Source organism: Amycolatopsis cihanbeyliensis (assembly GCF_006715045.1).
Classification (GTDB): Bacteria; Actinomycetota; Actinomycetes; order Mycobacteriales; family Pseudonocardiaceae; genus Amycolatopsis; species Amycolatopsis cihanbeyliensis.
Window position 1 is genome coordinate 3,756,173 of record NZ_VFML01000001.1, and the last position, 18,805, is coordinate 3,774,977.

Consider the following 18,805-nt stretch of genomic DNA (forward strand, 5'->3'; position numbering starts at 1 on the left):
CCACGTAGGCTTTCGGGCGTGAGAGTGGTACAAGCCGAGGCGGGTGGCTTCGGCCTCGATTGGCTGGACACGGCCGGCCCACTGCTGGTGTGGGTCATCGTGCTCAGCTTCGTGTTCGTCGAATGCGCGCTGATCGTGGGCCTGTTCCTGCCCGGTGACTCCCTGCTGTTCGCCGCGGGCGTGGTGCTGGCTCAGCACGGCGCCGACGGGCATGCCTGGGGACTCTCCCTCGGCGCGATGATCGTGGCGATCGTCGGCAACCAGGTCGGTTATCGCATCGGCAAGCACACCGGGACCAGATTCATCGCACGCCGCGGCGGGAAGGTGCTGAACCAGCACAACCTGGACCGGGCGCGATCGTTCCTGGACCGCAGGGGGTTCTTCGCCATCGTCGCGGCCCGCTGGATCCCGTGGGTCCGCACGCTCGCCCCGCTGATCGCCGGCGCCGCGCGGATGGACCCGCGGCGCTTCATGCTCGCCACCGCCACCGGCGGGCTGCTCTGGGTCCCCACCCTGGTTCTGCTCGGCTACTACGGCGCCGGCCTGCTGGACGTACTCCCGTGGCTGAAGACCACCCTGGTCTGGGCCAGCGTGGTGTTCTTCGTGGCCGGCACCGGCTACGGCATCCGGCGCTACCGGCAGGAGATGCGCCGCCCGGTGGAGACCGCGGCGAGCGTGGGCTCCTGACCGGGGCGGGACCGGGCGCTCAGGCCTCCGGCCCGGCCCAGATCTCCAGCTGGATGCCGTCCGGATCGCGGAAGACCACCACCTCCGAGCCGGGCACCGTGCGCGAGGGCGTACCGGGTTCGAAGCTCACCCCGTACTCGGCCAGCCGGTTCTCCCACTTGCGCAGTTCGGCCGGGGACTCCACCTGGAAGGCCACATGGTCCAGGCCCGTCCGGCGCTCGTCGAACCCCGGTCGCTCGGTGTCCGGATGCTGCACCAGCAGCAACGCGAACGCCCGGCCGGGCGCGTGCAGCACGACCTTGCGCACCCCCGTCTCCGGGTCCTCCCGCCTGGTCACCTCGGCCAGTTCCAGTACCCGCATGTACCAGGGGACGCTGCGGTCCACATCGGTGACCGTGAGTGCCACGTGGTGCACAGCCGTGAGCTCGGACATGCGCTCCAGCCGTCCCTTCTCGCTCGCGTACCGGCACCCCGACGAATCCAGGCGTCCGCACATCAAAGCGCGCGGCCGATAACTACCGTCACACGCGGCCGGTTAATTCTCGGTAACTACCTTCGGGGGGTCGCGTTGTGCTGCGTCAGCATCACCGGAAGTGACCCGTCCAGGGGTACGCCATTATTTCCGGAAATACTCCATCCAGGTCAGAGCCGAATGATTTTGTCAGTAGGGCGGCATTGGTGCAGTCCAGAGACAGCTTTTGGGCCCCGTCGAGGTCTGGGGAACGGATGTCCCGGCGCAACCCGGTGGGCAGAAACAGGTCGCGTTGCTGTCGGCGCTGATCGCGCCAATCATCGGGCCAATATGTGGTGCCACTGGAACGGCTGATCGAGGCGGCCCGGGGCGCGCACCTTCCGTCCTCCGCGCGGGCGCCCTGCACGCCCCCGGTCGCCACCCGCAGAGGGCACGGGTGACGACCGGTAGCCCGGGTGCCACCATCGAGTGTTGTGGACGCTGTGGACAACTTGGGGGTTATACACAGGGTTCCTGTGGATAACTTTGGGGGCAGCTACCGGCCGCCCCCGATCGGCAGCACCGCACCGGTGGCGTAGGAGGCCGCCGGGGACAGCAGCCACAGCACGGCCTCGGCGATCTCCTCCGGCCGAGCCGGGCGACCGAGCGGGATCGAGGGGGCCAGCCGCTCCAGCCGGTCCGGCAGGCCCGCACCGGCATGCAGCCCGGTCTCCACGGTGCCGGGGGCGACGGCGTTCACCCGGATCCGCTCGCCCGCGACCTCCTGGGCGAGGCCGAGGGTCATGGTCTCCACCGCGGCCTTGCTGGCCGCGTAGTGCACCCACTCCCCGGCGGAACCGAGCCGCGCCGCGGTGGAGGACACGTTCACGATCGCCCCACCCCCGCCGCCGTAGCGGGTGGACATCCGGCGCACGGCTTCCCGCGCGCACAGGAACACGCCGGTCACGTTGACATCGAGGACCCTGCGCACCGAGGAGACCCGCTGCTCGTCCAGCCTGCCGGGGGTGAAGCCGGTGATGCCCGCGTTGTTCACCAGCCTGGTCAGTGGCCCGATCGCGGCGGCGGTCTCGAACAGGTTGTGCACCTCGTCCTCGTTCGACACGTCGGCCCGCACCGCCAGCGCCTGCTGCCCGCAGGCCCGCACATGCTCGACCACCGCGTTCGCCGCCTCGATGTCGGTCACGTAGTTGACCACTATGTCGTAGCCGTGCTCGGCCGCCAGCAGGCAGATCGCCGCGCCAATGCCACGGCTACCGCCAGTAACCACAAGTACACCCGCCATGAGCACAGTGTCGCACCGGCAGGTGACCTCGCTCCAGACCGAAATTTCAGTCTTAACAGTTCACAGTAAACCTTGAAATTTCAACAGTCATGGGCCTCGCCTGCTGGTTCTTCTTCTTGCCAGAATGCAAGCAAACACCCTAAGAATTTAATTTCAACACGTAGCATATGAGCGCGTAACAATTCAAGACTTTTGGGCTCTACCAGGGTGGATGTAATTTCGTAGCCGCAAAGACACCCCTGCGTGCACAACCCTGCACGTCTTTGACGCGAAGGAAAACATCCATGCGAATCAAACGAGCTCTGACCACAGGCGCGATGGCATTGGCCATGGCGGGGACCGTACTGGCCCCGGGCAGCGCCAGCGCGGCACCCCCGGCGCCGAGTGACGACGTGTCGCCTTCGATCATCGGCGGCACCTACGGCAACTACGGCCCGGCCGCGCGGCTCTACCGCAACGGGCGGGAGACCTGCTCCGCGACGATCATCGCGCCGCAGTGGATCCTGACCGCCAGGCACTGCGTGGGCTCCGGCATGACCTTCCGGATCGGCAACCCGGTGGCCTCCCAGGGCACGTTCGCCAGGGCGACCAACTACACCAACCACTCGGCCGACCTGTCCCTGGTTCGGCTGGACCGCTCGGTGCAGGCCAGCTACGCCCAGCTCGCCAGCTCCAACCCGACCCGGGGCAACACGGTGAACGTCTACGGCTGGGGCGCGACCTGCCGGGGCAACGAGGCGGGCTGCCAGTCCCCGAGGCTGAAGACGGCCACCACCACGTACTACGGCATCAGCCGGGACGCCTACGGCGGCCAGGCGCTGTACCTGTACCGCGGTAACGGCATCACCGCGGGCGGCGACTCCGGTGGCCCCGCCGTGTACAACGGCACCCAGGTCGGCGTTGCTTCCACCAGCAACCGCAGCACGGTCACCAACTACACCTCGGTGGCCGCCTACCGCAGCTGGATCCGCCAGGTCGCGGGTGTCTGACGCCTGAACCCTGACCGAACGGGGCCGTACACGCTCACGAGGCGTGCGCGGCCCCGCTTCTACAGTGCGAACTGCTTGAGCTCCATGTCCGCCACCACCAGGTCGGCCCGGTCCCTGGTGGCCGCGATCAGGTCGGCGTTGCGCTGGTCCGAGCCCAGCGCGCGCTGCCTGGCCTCGACCAGCGAGCGGCCGTAGTGCCGGTGCCGGGTGACCAGCCGCTCCAGCCGCTCGTCCTCGTCCGGGGCCAGGTACCAGGCCTCGGCCAGCAGCGGACGCAACTGGTCCCATGGCTCGGTGTCCAGCAGCAGGTAGTTCCCCTCGGTGATCACCAGGGGCACCTTCGGGGAGACCGGCACCGCGTTCGCGATCGGCTCCTCGATCTCCCTGCGGAACTCCGGCGCGTAGACCGGCTCCGTGCCCTCGCTCAGCCTGCGGATCAGGTGCACGTAGCCGTGCGCGTCGAAGGTGTCCGGCGCGCCCTTGCGGTCGGCGCGGCGCAGCCGGTTCAGCTCGATCTGCGCGAGGTGGAACCCGTCCATGCCGACCACCGCGGCCCGGTTGCCGAGCGCGCGGGCGATCCGCCAGGCGAGCGTGGTCTTGCCGGAGGCCGGTGCGCCGACGATGCCGAGCACCGAGCGCTCTCCGCTGGCAACCAGTGCCTCCGCCCTGGCCAGCAGGTCGTCGTACGAGGTCATGTCACTCCCATCTCGCCCTGATCGGGCTTACCCAACTTCGTGGTCCACGGTGGCGCACCCGCTCGGCCGCCACCTCGTTCGCGAACGCGATCAGCTCCGGCAGCGCGAGCTCGCCCACCCGCGCGGCCAGCGCGCCGTGCCAGACGTCGCCCGCGCCGAGGGTGTCGGCGACCTCGGCCACCCTGGGCACCGGCACCTCGCCCTCGGCCCCGCCCGCGCGCCAGCGCACCGGATCCGGGCCCGCGGTGGTGAGCACCGCGGGCACCGCGCGCAGCGCGCCCTCGGGGGCGCGGAACTGCGCGGAGCAGGCGGCGATGTCCACCAGCGGCAGCAGCTCGGCCAGCACCGGCTTCCAGCTACCCGCGTCCAGCACCACCGGCGCCCCCGCCGCGCGGGCCCAGCGCGCCACCCGCAGTGCCAGCTCCGGGTGGTGCCCGTCCAGCAGTACCGCGCGCACCGGCTCGGCGGGCTCGGGCCAGTCCGGCGGCCCCGGTGGCGCCTTGCCCGCGTTGTGCGAGACGACGGTGCGCTCGCCATCCCGCTCCCGCACCGCCACGGCGCTGACCGCGGGCGGGTGCGGGAAGTCCGGCGCGAGGTCGTGCACGGTCACCCCGTGGGCCTCCAGGTCGGCACGGGCCAGCCCGGCCAGCGGGTGCGCGCCGAGTACGGTGAGCAGCCGCGCCCGCCGCCCCAGCGCCGCCACGGTCACCGCGGCGTTCGTCGCGGGCCCACCCGCCGCGGTGTCCACCTCAAGCGACTGCACCTTCTCGCCGGGCGCCGGCAACCGCTCCACCCGCTGCACCAGGTCGATCGTGCACAGTCCGGCCAGCAACACGGTCATGGCGAAAGGCCCGTGTGCACCGCGGACTCGACCTCTTCCAGCTCGCCGGCCGCGCCGATCCGCAGCGCGCCGGTGAGCAGGCCGACGACCTGGTTCATGCTGTGCGTACGCGGCGAGACCACACCGACCCTGCGGCCCAGCCGGTGCACGTGGATCCGGTCGGCGATCTCGAAGACATGCGGCATGTTGTGGCTGATCAGCACCACCGGCAGGCCGCGCTCGCGGATCCGGTCGATCAGCGCGAGCACCTTGCCGGACTCGGCGACGCCGAGCGCCGCGGTGGGCTCGTCCATGATCACCGCCTTGCTGCCGAAGGCCGCCGCGCGGGCCACCGCGACGCCCTGGCGCTGCCCACCGGACAGCGTCTCGACCGGCTGGGTGATCGACTTGACCGCGATACCGAGCTCGTCGAGCACCCGCTGCGCCTGCGCACGCATCTGCCGTGCGTCGAGTGTGCGCAACAGCCCACCGATCGGTCCAGTGCGCCTTCGCTCCCGACCGAGGAACATGTTCGAGGCGATGTCCTGCGCCGGAGCCAGCGCGAGGTCCTGATACACCGTCTCGATGCCGTACCGGCGGGCGTCCAGCGGGGTCCGGAACCGCACCGGCTCGCCGTCCACCCGGATCTCGCCCGCGTCCGGCACCAGCGCCCCGGACAGGGCCTTGATCAGGCTCGACTTTCCGGCCCCGTTGTCGCCGACCACCGCCAGCACCTCACCGGGCAACAGGTCGAAGTCGGCCCCGTCCAGCGCGACCACCCGGCCGTACCGCTTGGCAAGGCCGCGTGCGGAGAGGGTCGGCTCGGTCTCGGTCATCGCTGCCTCCTCGCCACGCGATCCACGGCCACCGCGGCGATCACCAGCGCGCCGGTCGCCACGTCCTGGTAGAGCGCGTCCACCCCGAGCTGGGTCAGCCCGGAGCGCAGCACCGCCACGATCAGCGCGCCCATCATCGTGCCGAGCACCGAGCCACGGCCGCCGAAGAGGCTGGTGCCACCCAGCACCACGGCGGTGATCGACTCCAGGTTCCCGAGCTGGAAGGCGTTCGGGTCGGCGTTGGGCACCCTACCCAGCGCCTGCCAGGCCGCGATCCCGTAGATCAGGCCGGCCACCACATATACCGAAAGAATCGTGCGGTTTACCTTGATTCCGGACAGCCGCGCGGACTCCGGCGCGTTGCCGACGGCGTACACGTGCCGCCCCCAGGCGGTCCGGGTCAGCGCGTACCAGACCACCAGGTACATCACCAGCGCCAGCGTCATGCCGTAGGTGATCTCGATGCCACCGAACAGGTAGCGCCGGGTGCCCAGCCAGGTGAGCAGCTCGTCGGTCACCGGGACGGCCTCGCCGCCCGCGTAGATCCGGCCCGCGGCGGCCAGCATGGTCAGCCCGCCGAGCGTGACGATGAACGGCGGCAACCGCACCCTGGTCACCAGCGAGCCGATCACCGCGGAGATCACCACGGTGGCGGCGATGCCGAGCAGCAGGGCCGCGCTGCCGTCCATACCACCGGTGGCCAGCTTGGCCATCAGCAGCGTGGCCAGCACCATCGCCGCGGCGTTGGCCAGGTCGATCCCGGCGGTGAGGATGATCAGGGTCTGGCCCAGCGCCAGGGTGCCGATCACCAGCGACTGCTGCACCACGAGGGACAGGTTGTCCAGGTTGAGGAACGTGTCCGTGGACACGGAGAAGATCGCCACCGCCAGCACCAGCGCGAGCGCGGGACCCACCGCCGGGGCACGCAGGAAGAACTCCCGCACGCCGGTACGCTCGTCCAACTCGGTCGTCATTCGTCCCCCCAGCAGTGCTCGAGACCCCAGCCGGTGTCCTTGCTGTCCATCCCGGGTACCGGTTTGTCGGTGATCACCACGGACCCGGTGTCGATGAACCCGCTCGGCTTGGTCCCGGTGTCGGCGTACTCCACCGCGGCGGCCACGCCCCGCTCGGCCATCCGCGCGGGGAACTGCATCACCGTGGCGTCGTACAACCCGTTCCGCACGTCGCGCACGCCCTCGCAGCCGCCGTCGATCGAACCCATCACGACCTGCTCGGCGAGCCCGCGCGGGCGCAGCGCCGCGTAGGCGCCGCGCGCGCTCGGCTCGTTCATCGTGTAGACCGCGTTCAGGTCGGTGGTGCGCTGCAGCAGGTTCTCCACCCGCTGCTGCGCGGTGTTCTGGTCCCCGTTGGCCGGCGCGCGCCCGCGGATCGCCGGGTCCCCTCCGGCGAGCCCGATGCCGTCGAGGAAGCCGTTGTGCCGGTTGGTGTCCACGCTGCTGCCCGGCGTTCCGTCGACCATGAACAGCTTCGGCGGGGTGTCCCCGAGCGCCGCCCGGACGTAGGCGCCCTGCTTGCGGCCGGCCGCCACGTTGTCGGTGGCGATGGTGGCGTCCACCGCGTCGGCCGGCTCGGTCGCGGTGTCCAGCGCGATCACCAGCACACCCGCCCCGCGGGCCCGCTCGATCGCGTCCAGCACACCGGTCGAGGAGTTCGGCGTGATCAGGATGGTGTTCACGCCCTGTTGCAGCAGGTTCTCGATCGCCTTGACCTGCCCGTTGTTGTCCCCGTCGAACTGGCCGGCCAGCGCGCTGAACTCGGCACCCGCCTCCCGCGCCGCCGCGCTCGCCGCCACCCGCAACTGCACGAAGTAGGGATTGGTGTCGGTCTTGGTGACCAGCCCGATGTTGACCTGGTCGCCGCCCGCGTCCGCGCTACCGCCCCAGTGCCGTTCTACCGTGCACCCGGTGGCGAGCACCGCCAGCGCGAGGCCCATGAGGGCCGGTTTCCGCATATCTCCTGTCCTCCACGCTGAGGTCGAGAGGTGGATGACCGGCAAGGTAGACAGCGGTAGGCTCCTCGGCAAGCGTTTGCGCAAACGCTTGGCAGCACGCTTGCCAGAACCATGCCGCCGAACCCGACGCGAGGAGGCCGATGTCGCCGTCGAGATCGTCCCGCCCCACCCAGCGCGATATCGCCGAGCTGGCCGGCGTCTCGATCACCACGGTCTCGCACGTGGTCAACGGGACCAGGGCGGTGGCGCCGGAGACCAGGACCGCCGTACTGACCGCGATCGAGCAGACCGGCTACACCGGGGACGCGATCGCCCGCTCACTGGTGACCGGCGGTACCCGATCCATCGGGGTGGCCATCTCGCTGCTGGCCAACCCGTACTTCGCGGTGCTGATGCAGGCGATCGAGCGGGAGGCCGCGGCGGCCGGGTACACGGTGCTGCTCGCCGACACCCACGACACGGTGTCCACCGAGCAGGACACCGTACGCGCGCTGCGCTCCCGGCGGGTGGACGGCCTGCTGCTCACCCCGGCGCCAGGCGACGGCACGGTGATCGGCGAGCTGGTGTCGCTGGGCATGCCGACGGTGCTGCTGGACCGGCTCACCACCCGCACCGATGTGGACCAGGTCGGCGCGGAGAACATCCAGTCCACCTCGGCACTGACCGAGCACCTCGGCAGCCGCGGGCACCGGCGGATCGGGCTGATCTCCGGCGCGCCCGGCCTGGCCACCAGCGAGGAACGCACGCTCGGCTACCGGCTGGGTCTCGGCCGCAGCGGGCTCGCCTGGAACCCGGAACTGGTGACCTGCGGGCATTCCGCCCGGGAGGGTGGCGCCGCGGCGCTGCGCGAGCTGCTGGCGCTGCCCGAGCCACCGACCGCCGTGGTGGTGGCCAACGACGCGATGATGGTGGGCGTGCTGCACGAGGCACAGCGGCGCGGGCTGCGGATCGGCGGCGACCTGGCGCTGGCCGGGTACGACGACGCGGAGTGGGCCGACCTGGTGGATCCCCCGCTGACCACGATGGCGCAGCCGGTGGAGGAGATCGGCAGGCAGGCGGTCCGGCTACTGCTCGGGCGGATCGCCGATCCCGACCGGGCCCCGGAGACCATCCGGCTGCCACCCGCGCTACGGCACCGTGCCTCCTGCGGCTGCTAGTCCAGCGTGGCCGCGGCCTCCAGCAGCATCCAGGCACCGACCTGCACGGAGAGGTCACGGGCCGGATGCCCTGCCAGCGCACCGGGGTCCGGTGCCTGCTCCGTCCACTCCGGACTGAACAGCGGCAGACCCGCCACCGTGGCCGAGCCCCGCCTGCAGGCCTCGGCCGAGGCACGCACCAGCCCGGCAGCCGCGCTCGCCGCCTCTCCCGGCGGGAGCCCGCGGGCGGCCAGCGCGAGGTAGCGGGCCAGGATGCCGGCGAACAGCCCGCCGTCGCCACCGCCCTGGCCGCGCAGCACCCCGCCGGGCGCGCAGTGTGCCGCCACCGCGCGGACCGTACGCGCTGCCGCGTCCACATCGGACAGCTCGAGGCAGGCGCCGAGGAAGACGCCCTGGCAGTAGGTGTAGACGAGGGTGACCAGCTCGTCGCCCTCCTCCTGGCCCGGCTCGGCGACCCGCAACCCGTCCCGGACCAGCCCGGTGGCCGGATCGACCAGCGTGCCCGCCATCCAGGCGAGCAGCGCGCGGGCCCGCTCGGTGTCCCCCGCGCGGGCATGCGCGATGGCGGCGGGCCCGTTGGCCGGCGCGTTCTTGAACCGGTCCCCGCGCCGCCACCAGATCCCGCCACCCCCGTCCCGGGACCACCCCGCGCGCAGCCGGGCCAGGATCCGCCGTAAAGGAACCCGCACGTCCAGGCCGGTCACCGCGTGCGCCCGTTGCAGGGCCAGCGCCAGCCAGGCGATGTCGTCGTAGTAGTCGTTCAGCCAGCCGCCGCGGTTGCGTAACCGGATCGAGCGGGCGAACCGGCCGATCAGCCGCGCGCGCCGGGGTTCCGGGTCGCGCAGTTGCGCGTCCACAAGGCAGTCCAGCAGGTGCGCCTGCCACCAGTAGTTCCAGTGCCGGTGCGGCCGATCGGCCGGGCCGGGTGGCCAGGCGCTGCGCCCGAGCACTGTGCCGGGTAGCCCGTACACCCGGCACAGGTGCCTGCTCGTCACCGCCCGCTCGGCGGCGCTCGCCCACCGCGCCGAGGTCATCCCCCTATCATCTCGCCACTACCCGCATACCGCCCGGTATGTCTACGATGCGAGGGAGGAGGTGCCCATGACCAAGGCGCATGTGACATGTCCGTTGTGCGAGGCGACCTGCGGGCTGGAGGTCACCCTGGACGGCCGGGAGGTCGCGGGGGTTCGCGGGGATGCCGAGGACGTGTTCTCCGGCGGGTTCATCTGCCCGAAGGGCACCTCGATCGGTGCCCTGCACCACGACCCGGACCGGCTGCGCGCCCCGCTGGTGAAGCGGGACGGCACCTTCGTCGAGGTGTCCTGGGACGAGGCCTTCGCCGAGATCGACGCCCGGCTGCCCGGCATCCGCGCCGAGCACGGGCCGAACGCGGTCGCCGTCTACGCGGGCAACCCGAGCGTGCACAACCTGTCCACCGCGCTCTACGGCCGGGCGCTGTACAAGGCGCTCGGCACCCGGAACTTCTACACCGCGGGCACGGTGGACCAGATCCCGAAGCACTACTCCAGCGGGTACCTGTTCGGCGACGCCTTCACCATCCCGGTGCCGGACCTGGACCGCACCGAGCACCTGCTGATTCTCGGCGCGAACCCGCTGGTGTCCAACGGCAGCCTGATGACCGCCGCGGACGCGCGGGGCAGGCTGCGCCGGATCCGGGAGCGCGGCGGGCGGATCGTGGTCGTCGACCCGCGGCGTACCCGGACCGCGAAGGCGGCCGACGAGCACCACGCGATCCGGCCCGGCACCGACGCGCTGCTGCTGTTCGCGCTGGTGCGGGTGCTGTTCGCGGAGGAAAGGGTGGCGCTGGGCAGGCTGGCCGAGCATGTGCACGGGGTGGAAGCGGTACGCGAGCTGGCGCTGCCGTTCACCCCGGAGGCGGTCGCCCCGGCCACCGGGATCGCGGCCGGCGAGATCCGCCGGATGGCGCGCGAGCTGGCCGCGGCCGAGCGGGCCGTGGTGTACGGCCGGATCGGCACCACCACCCAGGCCTTCGGCACCCTGGCCAGCTGGCTGGTGGACGTGCTCAACGTGCTCACCGGGAACCTGGACGCCGAGGGCGGGGCGATGTTCCCGCTGGCCGCTGCCGGGCAGGCCAACGCCGCCGGGCGGGCCCGCAGGCCGTTCGCCACGGGCCGGTGGCACACCAGGGTGCGCGGCCTGCCCGAGGTGTTCGGCGAGGTGCCGGTGGCCGCGCTGGCCGAGGAGATCAGTACCCCCGGCGCGGAGCGGGTGCGGGCGCTGATCACGGTGTGCGGCAACCCCTGCCTGAGTGCCCCGAACGCGGGGCGGCTGGCCGAGGCGCTCGGCGAGCTGGACTTCATGGTGTCGCTGGATGTGTACCTGAACGAGACCACCCGGCACGCCGACGTGATCCTGCCGGGGCCGAGCCCGCTGGAACGGCCGCACTACGACCTCGCGCTCTACCAGCTCGCGGTGCGCAATGTGGCGAACTGGACCCCGGCGGCGCTGCCGGCCGAGCTGCCGCAGGAGTGGGAGACGCTGCTGCGGCTGACCGGGATCGTGACCGGCCAGGGTCCGGACGTCGACCTCGCCGCGCTGGACGAGGCGATGGCCGCCGAGGTCGCGCGGCGCTCCGGCGTGGAACCCGCGGCCGCGGCGGATCGGCGCGGGCCGGAACGGTTGATCGACCTGATGCTGCGCGGCGGCCCCTACGAACTCACCCTCGCCGATCTGGAGGCCGCCCCGCACGGGCTCGACCTCGGGCCGTTGCGCCCGCGCATCCCGGAGGTGCTGAGCACCGCCGGCGGCAAGGTGGAGCTGGCCCCGGAGTCGATCACCGCCGATGTGCCGCGGCTGGCCGAGACCCTCCTGGCACCGGTGAACGGCATGGTGCTCATCGGCCGCAGGCACCTGAGCTCGAACAACTCCTGGATGCACAACCTGGAGCCGCTGGTCCGCGGCAGCAACAGGTGCACGGTGCAGGTGCATCCCGAGGACGCGAGCAGGCTCGGCCTCACCGACGGCGGCACGGCCGAGCTCAGCGCGCGGACCGGCCGGATCCGGGTTCCGGTGGAGGTGACCGAGGAGATCCGGCCCGGGGTGGTGAGCGTTCCGCACGGCTGGGGCCACGACCTGGCCGGGGTACGCGCCGCGGTCGCCGCCGAGCATGCCGGGGTGAACTCGAACCTGGTGGCCGACGAGCGGCTGCTGGACGCGCTGTCCGGTACCGCGGTGCTGAACGGGATCCCGGTCCAGGTGGCCCCGGCGTAGTCACCAGGCGTCGGCGGGATTCGCGTGCCGGCTGATCCAGGCGTGCATCACGATGCCGGCCGCGACCCCGGCGTTGATCGAGCGGGTCGAGCCGAACTGCGCGATGGACACCACTCGGGACGCGACCCGCTGGGCCTGCTCGGACAGCCCCGAGCCCTCCTGGCCGAACAGCAGCACGCACTCCCGTGGCAGGGCCACGTCCTGCACCGGCCGTGCGCCGTGGGTGTTGTCCACCGCGACCACGGGCAGGCCCTCGGCTTCCGCGAAGGCGGCGAACGAGGCGACGTCCGGGTGGTGGTGCAGGTGCTGGTAGCGATCGGTGACCATGGCACCCCGCCGGTTCCAGCGCCTGCGCCCGACGATGTGCACCGCCGCGGCGGCGAAGGCGTTGGCGGTACGCACCACGGTGCCGATGTTGTGATCGTGCTGGAAGTTCTCGATCGCCACGTGGAACGGGTGCCGCCTGCGGTCCAGGTCGGCGACGATCGCCTCGCGCCGCCAGTAGCGGTAGGCGTCCACCACGTTGCGCCGGTCGCCGTGTTCCAGCAGTTCCGGATCGTACCGGGGGTCCTCCGGCCAGGGACCCGGCCAGGGACCGACCCCGACCTCCGCGCGGAAGGTCCACTCCGTCGGCCCGGTCTCCTCGATCACCACGGCATTATCGCCGCGCGGGCTCAGCCGAGCCGCACCTGGTGGTTGGTGTCGTCCTGGTGTGCCCGGCTGCGCCAGCGCACGTACACCCCGATGTAGGAGACGAGCAGCGCCAGCACCGCACCGATCCCGACCACCGGCAGCAGCGACTCCGGGATCAGCTCCCCGTAGATGTAGTACTCGTTGAAGCCGCCGGGCAGCGGGCCGAGGCCCTGCAGCCCGCGGAAGTAGTCCTCGACCGCGGTGAGCGGGCAGGGCAGCGCGTCGATGGACACCACCAGCGCCCCCCAGCCGGCGAAGAGCACGTGCACGAAGATGCTCCGCGGCCAGCGCCAGGCCAGGAAGCCGCCGAGCCCGATGTAGAGCAGGGCGAGGAAGTGCACCACGGTCGTCACACTCGCCAGAAAACCGGCCATCTGCGACCCCTCCTCGCCCTTACCGTGCCCGCTTCACCCCAGTTTCACTTGCCAGGTTACCTGCGGCTACGGCGGAACGCCGCCACCGGAACGGGCAAAACGCCCACGCGCGCACGTGGAGGGCAAACACGCGCGCGTGGGCGGCAAACACGCCGGGTGAGCTGGGGGTGGGGTCAGCTCAGCCCGAGGTCGTCGCGGTTGAGCAGGGAGCGGTAGGTGAGGCCGGCGCGCTCGATCGCCTCGCGGGCGCCGGTGTCCCTGTCCACCACGGTGGCCACGCCGACCACCGTGGCGCCGGCCTCGTTCAGTGCCTCCACGGCGGTGAGCACGCTACCGCCGGTGGTGGAGGTGTCCTCCACGGCGAGCACCCGCTGGCCGGCGACCGCCATACCCTCGATCCGCCGCTGCATCCCGTGCTCCTTGACGGACTTGCGGACCACGAAGGCGTCCAGCACCACGCCCTCGGCGGCGGCCGAATGCAGCATCGCGGTGGCGACCGGGTCGGCGCCGAGGGTCAGCCCGCCCACGGCGACGAAATCCCAGTCGGCGGTCAACCGCCGCAGCAGGGTGCCGATCAACGGCGCGGCGGCGTGGTGCAGGGTGGCCCGGCGCAGGTCGATGTAGTAGTCGGCTTGCTTGCCGGAGGCCAGCGTCACCGCGCCGTGCACCACGGACAGTTCGTTGACCAGCCTGGCCAGTTCCAGTTTCGCCGTCTGATCCGATCCGGGGTTCGCCACGGCTGGAGTCTGTCACATGACGGCTGTCCTGCTGCGTAGCAGGTCAGGTCCGGCCGCGGCCGGAGATCCCGCCACCGATCCGCTGGATCAGCCGCTGCGGCAGCAGCCTGCCGATCGCCACCACCGCCTTGTACTGCGGGCTGGGGATCGAGACGACCCGGCCGCGGCGCAGGTCGGCGAGTCCCTCGTCCACCACCCGCTCCGCGGTGAGCCAGAACCAGGGCGGTCCCGGCTTCTCCAGCCCGGCACGCTGGTGGAACTCGGTCTGGGTGAACCCCGGGCACAGCGCCATCATCCGCACCCCGGTTCCGGGCAGCGCGGCCGCGATGCCCTCGGTGAACGAGGTCACCCAGTTCTTGCTCGCGGTATAGGTCGAGCCCCGGCCGGAGAAGAACCCGGCCACGCTGGACACGTTGATCACCTCGCCGCGAGCGCGTTCCAGCATGCCCGGCAGTACCGCCCTGGTCAGCCGGAGCACCGCCGTCACGTTCAGGTCGAGCTGGGTCTGCAGGTCCGCCATCGAGGCGGTCCAGAACTCGCCGGACAGCCCCATTCCGGCGTTGTTCACCAGCAGGTCGACCGGCGCGTCCCGGTCGGCGAGCCGCGCCTCCACCCCCGACCTGCCCTCGGGGGTGGCCAGATCGGCCGGGAGTACCTCGGTCGTGGTGCCGTGCCGATCGCTCAGTTCCCCGGCCAGCTCGGCGAGCCGGTCGGCGTTCCTGGCGACGAGCACGAGCGCGTATCCGTCGGCGGCGAGCCTGCGGGCGAACTGGGCGCCGATGCCCGCGGTGGCGCCGGTGATCAATGCGGTGGAAGTCATGCGCCGACAGTACCGATTGCGCAGAGTAAGAGTCACACTACCGGATCCCAGGTGACCACTCACATGGTTGTCACCCACGGTGGTGATAGCAAATCTTTACGTGCTAGTAGTGACACTGCGCACGCTGCCCACACTATTGTTCGTACCGCCATTCGGAGTAAGTACCGCCACCCCCCGCCTACCGAACAGCGCCTTGATGACCACAGAGAACGGTGCCACCGATTACGTGTCCTTCGTCCGGGGGTACCTGGCCGCGATGAGCCAGGACCACCAGGACTTTTACGGACGCGGGATTCAGGAGTACGAAGCAATGGGTCAAGCACTCCCCAGCAATTCCACCCTCAGCAACGAACAGGACGGCAAGGGATTCTTCGCCGGAACCCTGGACCTTTCCGGCGTCGAATCGGACACCGACCAGTCGAGCAAACCGCAGCGGCAGACCACACCCGAGCCGGCGAACTGACCGCTCCGGCGGCGGCCGCGGCCGGTCAGAAACCGGGCGGCGGCCTGCGGGCGGGCGGCTCGTCGACTTCCAGCTCGGAGTCCGGGGCCTCGAGCAGCTCGCGCGGGTCGTGCCCGGTTCCGCCCCGGTCCCAGCGCCCGCCGCCGAGCGGACCACTCGCGGGGTGCTCGTCCTCGAACGGGTCCACGATGTCCGCGATCTCGCCGAGGTCCCGCAGCAGGCGCTCCAGCCGGGACGGGCCGACGTTGGGCGCGGCGCTGGCCAGCACCCACTCACCCTCCAGCCAGGCGACACCGACATCCCCGCCGAGCGCGTCGGCGGCGTCCACCAGGTCCTGCGTGACCAGGTTCCGGGAACCGGGCACATCGTCGGTGAACGCGTAGCGCTGCCCGACCGGGCCGAGCAGCTCGGGCATCTCCGCGCGCTGGAACGGCACACTGGCCAGCCAGAGTTCCAGCAGCACCTGATGCACCCGGCTACAGCGCACCGCCACGATGACCGCGGGGATCACCCCGTCGGCCTCGATATCGAACACGAACACCTGGCGCCGGCCATCCGAGGTGAAGGTGGAGCCTGCCACCACGTTCACCGCGGACTCGGCACCGAAGTACCCGATGGCGCCGCCGGACCACTGCTGCGGAAGGCGCTCGTCCTCCTCGACGAACTGCCAGCCGCGCAGGTCGGCCCAGCGAGCACGTTCTCTGTTCCGGGAGCCCTCCTTGGCCCTGTCCACAGCGAGTAGCGCCAGCCCCGCGACAGCGGCGACAGCGGCGATGACGAACCAGATCCACGCCGGTATACCCACGGGCGTCAGCGTAGTACTCACCGCCAGGACACCAAGGCCAGCATCCCGGAGAGTCCGGTGTCCGCGGACCCGTTCGGGCTATCCGCGGACACCGGCCCCTACTCCGCTCGGGTGACGCGAAGGGTGTCGCCCGTCCCGGCCTCGGGGATGTCCACCCGGACCGTGTCCCCGTCCCGGACCTCACCGGCCAGCAACTGCCTGGCGAGCTGGTCGCCGATCGCGGACTGCACCAGCCTGCGCAGCGGCCGCGCCCCGTAGATCGGGTCGAACCCGTTCAGCGCGAGCCACTCCCGTGCCGCCGGGCTGACCTCCAGGGTGAGCCTGCGCTGCGCCAGCCGCCGGGCCAGCCGCTCCACCTGGATGTCCGCGATGGAGGTCAGCTGCTCCGTGTCCAGCGAGTGGAAGACCACGATGTCGTCCAGCCGGTTCAGGAACTCCGGCTTGAACTGCCGCTGCACCACCGCGAGTACGGCCTCCCTGCGCTGCTGCTCGTCCAGGGTCGCGTCGGCGATGGCCTGCGAACCGAGGTTCGAGGTGAGCACCAGGATGGTGTTGCGGAAGTCCACCGTGCGGCCCTGGCCGTCGGTGAGCCTGCCGTCGTCCAGCACCTGCAGCAGCACGTCGAACACATCCGGGTGTGCCTTCTCCACCTCGTCCAGCAGCACCACCGAGTACGGCCGCCTGCGCACCGACTCGGTGAGCTGGCCGCCCTGGTCGTAGCCGACGTAGCCGGGCGGGGCGCCGACGAGTCGCGCCACGCTGTGCTTCTCGCTGTACTCGCTCATGTCGACCCGCAGCATGGCGCGCTCGTCGTCGAAGAGGAACTCGGCGAGCGCCTTGGCCAGCTCGGTCTTGCCCACCCCGGTCGGGCCGAGGAACAGGAACGATCCGGTGGGCCGGTCCGGGTCGGCGACCCCGGCCCGGGTGCGGCGCACCGCGTCGGAGACCACGGTGACCGCCTCCCGCTGGCCGATCACCCGCCTGCCGAGCTCCTCCTCCATCCGGAGCAGCTTGCCGGTCTCGCCCTCCAGCAGCCTGCCGGCCGGGATGCCGGTCCACGCGCTGACCACCTCGGCCACGTCGTCCGGGCCGACCTCCTCCTTGAGCATCACCTCGGTTCCGGCGGCACCCTCGGTGGCCGCCGTGGCCGCCTCGAGGTCCTTCTCCAGTGCCGGGATCTTGCCGTAGCGCAGCTCGGCCGCCCGGCCGAGGTCGGTGTCCCGCTCGGCCCGGTCCGCCTCCCCGCGCAGCTGCTCCAGCTCCTCCTTGAGCTGGCGCACCTTCTCGATCGAGCCCTTCTCGTTCTGCCAGCGGGCGGTCAGCGTGGACAGCTCCTCCCGCTTCTCCGCCAGCTCGGCGCGCAGCGCGGACAACCGTTCCCTCGACGCGGGGTCGTCCTCCTTGGCCAGCGCCATCTCCTCGATCTCCATCCGGCGCACGGCGCGTTCCACCTCGTCGATCTCCACCGGCCGGGAGTCGATCTCCATCCGCAGCCGGGAGGCGGCCTCGTCGACAAGGTCGATCGCCTTGTCCGGGAGGAACCGGGCGGTGATGTAGCGGTCGGAGAGGGTCGCGGCGGCGACCAGCGCGGCATCGGTGATCCGGACCCCGTGGTGCACCTCGTAGCGCTCCTTGAGCCCGCGCAGGATGCCGATGGTGTCCTCGGTGGAGGGTTCGCCCACCAGCACCTGCTGGAAGCGACGCTCCAGTGCCGCGTCGGACTCGACGTGCTCGCGGTACTCGTCCAGGGTGGTCGCGCCGACCATCCGCAGCTCGCCGCGGGCCAGCATCGGCTTGATCATGTTGCCCGCGTCCATCGCCCCTTCACCGGTGGCGCCCGCGCCGACGATGGTGTGCAGCTCGTCGATGAAGGTGATCACCTGACCCGCCGAGTCGGTGATCTCCTTGAGCACCGCCTTCAACCGCTCCTCGAACTCGCCGCGGTACTTCGCGCCGGCCACCATCGACCCGAGGTCGAGTGCGACCACCCGCTTGCCGCGCAGTGACTCGGGCACGTCCCCGGCCACGATCCGCTGGGCGAGGCCCTCCACGATCGCCGTCTTGCCGACGCCGGGCTCGCCGATCAGCACCGGGTTGTTCTTGGTCCGCCGGGAGAGCACCTGCACCACCCTGCGGATCTCGGTGTCCCTGCCGATCACCGGGTCCAGCTCACCCGCCTTGGCCCGCGCGGTGAGGTCGATGCCGTACTTCTCCAGCGCCTTGAAGGTGCCCTCCGGGTCCGGGCTGGTGACCCTGGCCGACCCGCGCACCTTGGTGAAGGCCTCGCGCAGCGCGTCGGGGGTCGCGCCGTGCCGCTTCAGCAGGTCGGCCACCTGCCCGCCCTCGGTAGCGAGGCCGACCAGCACGTGCTCGGTGGAGACGTACTCGTCGCCGAGCTCGGTGGCCAGCTTCTGCGCGTGGGTGAGGGACTTCACGGCGCTGGTGTCGAACTGCGGGCTGGAGACGGTCGCCCCGGTTGCCGAGGGCAGCGCCTGGATGATCGGCTCGAGTTCCTTGTGTACCTGCTCGGGGTCGGCACCGACCGCGGTCAGCAGCGGCTGAGCCAGCCCGTCGCCCTGCGCCAGCAGGGCACCGAGCAGGTGCGCCGCGGCGACGTCCGGGTTGCCTGCCATGGTGGCGGCCTGCGCCGCCGACGAGATCGCCTGCTGGGTCTTCGTGGTCGGGTTGAAAGCGTCCATCCCCTCACCTCTGTTGCCGTGTGCTGCGCCGATGACAGCCTCTCGGATATGT

At 71.3% G+C, this 18,805-nt stretch carries 19 protein-coding genes; 5 read left to right on the forward strand and 14 right to left on the reverse strand.

Going from position 1 to position 18,805, the window contains the following annotated elements; translation table 11 throughout:
- Positions 1-18: 18 nt before the first annotated feature.
- Positions 19-687, forward strand: coding sequence for a DedA family protein (locus FB471_RS16850; protein ID WP_141999405.1), 669 nt, complete (start codon positions 19-21; stop codon positions 685-687).
- A 19-nt stretch (positions 688-706) separates the two neighbouring features.
- On the opposite strand, the gene FB471_RS16855 is transcribed toward FB471_RS16850, so the two are convergent.
- Both FB471_RS16855 and FB471_RS16860 read right to left on the reverse strand, forming a co-directional pair.
- Positions 707-1,120: a VOC family protein gene (locus tag FB471_RS16855; RefSeq protein ID WP_141999407.1), complete on the reverse strand. Its 414-nt coding sequence runs from the start codon at positions 1,118-1,120 to the stop codon at positions 707-709.
- A 574-nt stretch (positions 1,121-1,694) separates the two neighbouring features.
- Entirely contained in the window at positions 1,695-2,441 is a 747-nt protein-coding gene (locus tag FB471_RS16860) for an SDR family oxidoreductase (protein ID WP_141999409.1), read from the reverse strand.
- Positions 2,442-2,725: 284 nt separating this feature from the next.
- On the opposite strand from FB471_RS16860, the gene FB471_RS16865 reads away from it, so the two are divergent.
- Positions 2,726-3,430 carry a S1 family peptidase gene (locus FB471_RS16865; protein WP_141999410.1) on the forward strand — a complete coding sequence of 235 codons (705 nt, stop codon included), beginning with the start codon at positions 2,726-2,728 and terminating at the stop codon, positions 3,428-3,430.
- Between the two features lie 59 nt (positions 3,431-3,489).
- Here FB471_RS16865 and FB471_RS16870 read toward each other — a convergent pair whose 3' ends face one another.
- Genes FB471_RS16870 through FB471_RS16890 form a run of 5 tightly spaced genes read right to left on the reverse strand, consistent with a single transcriptional unit; the run spans position 3,490 to position 7,753 of the window.
- On the reverse strand, positions 3,490-4,125 hold the full coding sequence (locus FB471_RS16870) for a nucleoside/nucleotide kinase family protein (protein ID WP_141999412.1): 636 nt from the start codon (positions 4,123-4,125) through the stop codon (positions 3,490-3,492).
- 1 nt (position 4,126) lies between these two features.
- Positions 4,127-4,966: a PfkB family carbohydrate kinase gene (locus tag FB471_RS16875; protein ID WP_141999413.1), complete on the reverse strand. Its 840-nt coding sequence runs from the start codon at positions 4,964-4,966 to the stop codon at positions 4,127-4,129.
- Positions 4,963-5,781 (reverse strand): ATP-binding cassette domain-containing protein, encoded by an 819-nt coding sequence (locus tag FB471_RS16880; protein ID WP_141999415.1) that lies wholly within the window; start codon positions 5,779-5,781, stop codon positions 4,963-4,965. Before FB471_RS16880 ends, FB471_RS16875 begins: the two co-directional genes overlap by 4 nt.
- On the reverse strand, positions 5,778-6,755 hold the full coding sequence (locus FB471_RS16885) for an ABC transporter permease (protein WP_141999416.1): 978 nt from the start codon (positions 6,753-6,755) through the stop codon (positions 5,778-5,780). Before FB471_RS16885 ends, FB471_RS16880 begins: the two co-directional genes overlap by 4 nt.
- Entirely contained in the window at positions 6,752-7,753 is a 1,002-nt protein-coding gene (locus FB471_RS16890) for a substrate-binding domain-containing protein (RefSeq protein ID WP_141999418.1), read from the reverse strand. The genes FB471_RS16885 and FB471_RS16890 overlap by 4 nt, the downstream gene beginning before the upstream one ends.
- A gap of 140 nt (positions 7,754-7,893) precedes the next feature.
- On the opposite strand from FB471_RS16890, the gene FB471_RS16895 reads away from it, so the two are divergent.
- Positions 7,894-8,910: a LacI family DNA-binding transcriptional regulator gene (locus tag FB471_RS16895; protein ID WP_141999420.1), complete on the forward strand. Its 1,017-nt coding sequence runs from the start codon at positions 7,894-7,896 to the stop codon at positions 8,908-8,910.
- Here the strand turns inward: FB471_RS16895 and FB471_RS16900 are convergent.
- Positions 8,907-9,944 carry a glycoside hydrolase family 76 protein gene (locus FB471_RS16900; RefSeq protein WP_141999422.1) on the reverse strand — a complete coding sequence of 346 codons (1,038 nt, stop codon included), beginning with the start codon at positions 9,942-9,944 and terminating at the stop codon, positions 8,907-8,909. The genes FB471_RS16895 and FB471_RS16900 overlap by 4 nt on opposite strands.
- A gap of 67 nt (positions 9,945-10,011) precedes the next feature.
- On the opposite strand from FB471_RS16900, the gene FB471_RS16905 reads away from it, so the two are divergent.
- Entirely contained in the window at positions 10,012-12,162 is a 2,151-nt protein-coding gene (locus tag FB471_RS16905) for a molybdopterin-dependent oxidoreductase (RefSeq protein ID WP_141999424.1), read from the forward strand.
- Here FB471_RS16905 and FB471_RS16910 read toward each other — a convergent pair whose 3' ends face one another.
- The 4 genes from FB471_RS16910 to FB471_RS16925 all read right to left on the reverse strand — a co-directional run bounded on the left by FB471_RS16910 (position 12,163) and on the right by FB471_RS16925 (position 14,786).
- Positions 12,163-12,813, reverse strand: coding sequence for a TrmH family RNA methyltransferase (locus FB471_RS16910; RefSeq protein WP_425457072.1), 651 nt, complete (start codon positions 12,811-12,813; stop codon positions 12,163-12,165).
- A 23-nt stretch (positions 12,814-12,836) separates the two neighbouring features.
- Positions 12,837-13,229, reverse strand: coding sequence for a DUF2784 domain-containing protein (locus FB471_RS16915; protein WP_141999427.1), 393 nt, complete (start codon positions 13,227-13,229; stop codon positions 12,837-12,839).
- Positions 13,230-13,402: 173 nt separating this feature from the next.
- Complete coding sequence (gene pyrE, locus FB471_RS16920) at positions 13,403-13,966, reverse strand: orotate phosphoribosyltransferase (RefSeq protein WP_141999429.1); 564 nt, start codon at positions 13,964-13,966, stop codon at positions 13,403-13,405.
- Between the two features lie 43 nt (positions 13,967-14,009).
- On the reverse strand, positions 14,010-14,786 hold the full coding sequence (locus FB471_RS16925; protein ID WP_141999431.1) for an SDR family NAD(P)-dependent oxidoreductase: 777 nt from the start codon (positions 14,784-14,786) through the stop codon (positions 14,010-14,012).
- 196 nt (positions 14,787-14,982) lie between these two features.
- Here FB471_RS16925 and FB471_RS16930 point away from each other — a divergent pair, with 196 nt between their 5' ends.
- Positions 14,983-15,249, forward strand: coding sequence for a hypothetical protein (locus FB471_RS16930; protein WP_141999432.1), 267 nt, complete (start codon positions 14,983-14,985; stop codon positions 15,247-15,249).
- A gap of 25 nt (positions 15,250-15,274) precedes the next feature.
- Here the strand turns inward: FB471_RS16930 and FB471_RS16935 are convergent, their stop codons facing one another.
- Positions 15,275-16,054, reverse strand: coding sequence for a type III secretion system chaperone family protein (locus FB471_RS16935; protein WP_246076444.1), 780 nt, complete (start codon positions 16,052-16,054; stop codon positions 15,275-15,277).
- 98 nt (positions 16,055-16,152) lie between these two features.
- Positions 16,153-18,753 carry an ATP-dependent chaperone ClpB gene (gene clpB, locus FB471_RS16940; protein ID WP_141999434.1) on the reverse strand — a complete coding sequence of 867 codons (2,601 nt, stop codon included), beginning with the start codon at positions 18,751-18,753 and terminating at the stop codon, positions 16,153-16,155.
- Positions 18,754-18,805: the final 52 nt, after the last annotated feature.

Bases quoted from the DNA above. Each gene is read 5' to 3' on its own strand.
- FB471_RS16865 (WP_141999410.1), top strand. From the start codon at position 2,726: ATGCGAATCAAACGAGCTCTGACCACAGGCGCGATGGCATTGGCCATG.
- FB471_RS16875 (WP_141999413.1), bottom strand. From the start codon at position 4,966: ATGACCGTGTTGCTGGCCGGACTGTGCACGATCGACCTGGTGCAGCGG.
- FB471_RS16870 (WP_141999412.1), bottom strand. From the start codon at position 4,125: ATGACCTCGTACGACGACCTGCTGGCCAGGGCGGAGGCACTGGTTGCC.
- FB471_RS16900 (WP_141999422.1), bottom strand. From the start codon at position 9,944: ATGACCTCGGCGCGGTGGGCGAGCGCCGCCGAGCGGGCGGTGACGAGC.
- clpB (WP_141999434.1), bottom strand. From the start codon at position 18,753: ATGGACGCTTTCAACCCGACCACGAAGACCCAGCAGGCGATCTCGTCG.
- FB471_RS16880 (WP_141999415.1), bottom strand. From the start codon at position 5,781: ATGACCGAGACCGAGCCGACCCTCTCCGCACGCGGCCTTGCCAAGCGG.
- FB471_RS16895 (WP_141999420.1), top strand. From the start codon at position 7,894: ATGTCGCCGTCGAGATCGTCCCGCCCCACCCAGCGCGATATCGCCGAG.
- FB471_RS16925 (WP_141999431.1), bottom strand. From the start codon at position 14,786: ATGACTTCCACCGCATTGATCACCGGCGCCACCGCGGGCATCGGCGCC.
- FB471_RS16905 (WP_141999424.1), top strand. From the start codon at position 10,012: ATGACCAAGGCGCATGTGACATGTCCGTTGTGCGAGGCGACCTGCGGG.
- FB471_RS16855 (WP_141999407.1), bottom strand. From the start codon at position 1,120: ATGTCCGAGCTCACGGCTGTGCACCACGTGGCACTCACGGTCACCGAT.
- FB471_RS16930 (WP_141999432.1), top strand. From the start codon at position 14,983: ATGACCACAGAGAACGGTGCCACCGATTACGTGTCCTTCGTCCGGGGG.
- FB471_RS16885 (WP_141999416.1), bottom strand. From the start codon at position 6,755: ATGACGACCGAGTTGGACGAGCGTACCGGCGTGCGGGAGTTCTTCCTG.
- FB471_RS16890 (WP_141999418.1), bottom strand. From the start codon at position 7,753: ATGCGGAAACCGGCCCTCATGGGCCTCGCGCTGGCGGTGCTCGCCACC.
- FB471_RS16860 (WP_141999409.1), bottom strand. From the start codon at position 2,441: ATGGCGGGTGTACTTGTGGTTACTGGCGGTAGCCGTGGCATTGGCGCG.
- FB471_RS16915 (WP_141999427.1), bottom strand. From the start codon at position 13,229: ATGGCCGGTTTTCTGGCGAGTGTGACGACCGTGGTGCACTTCCTCGCC.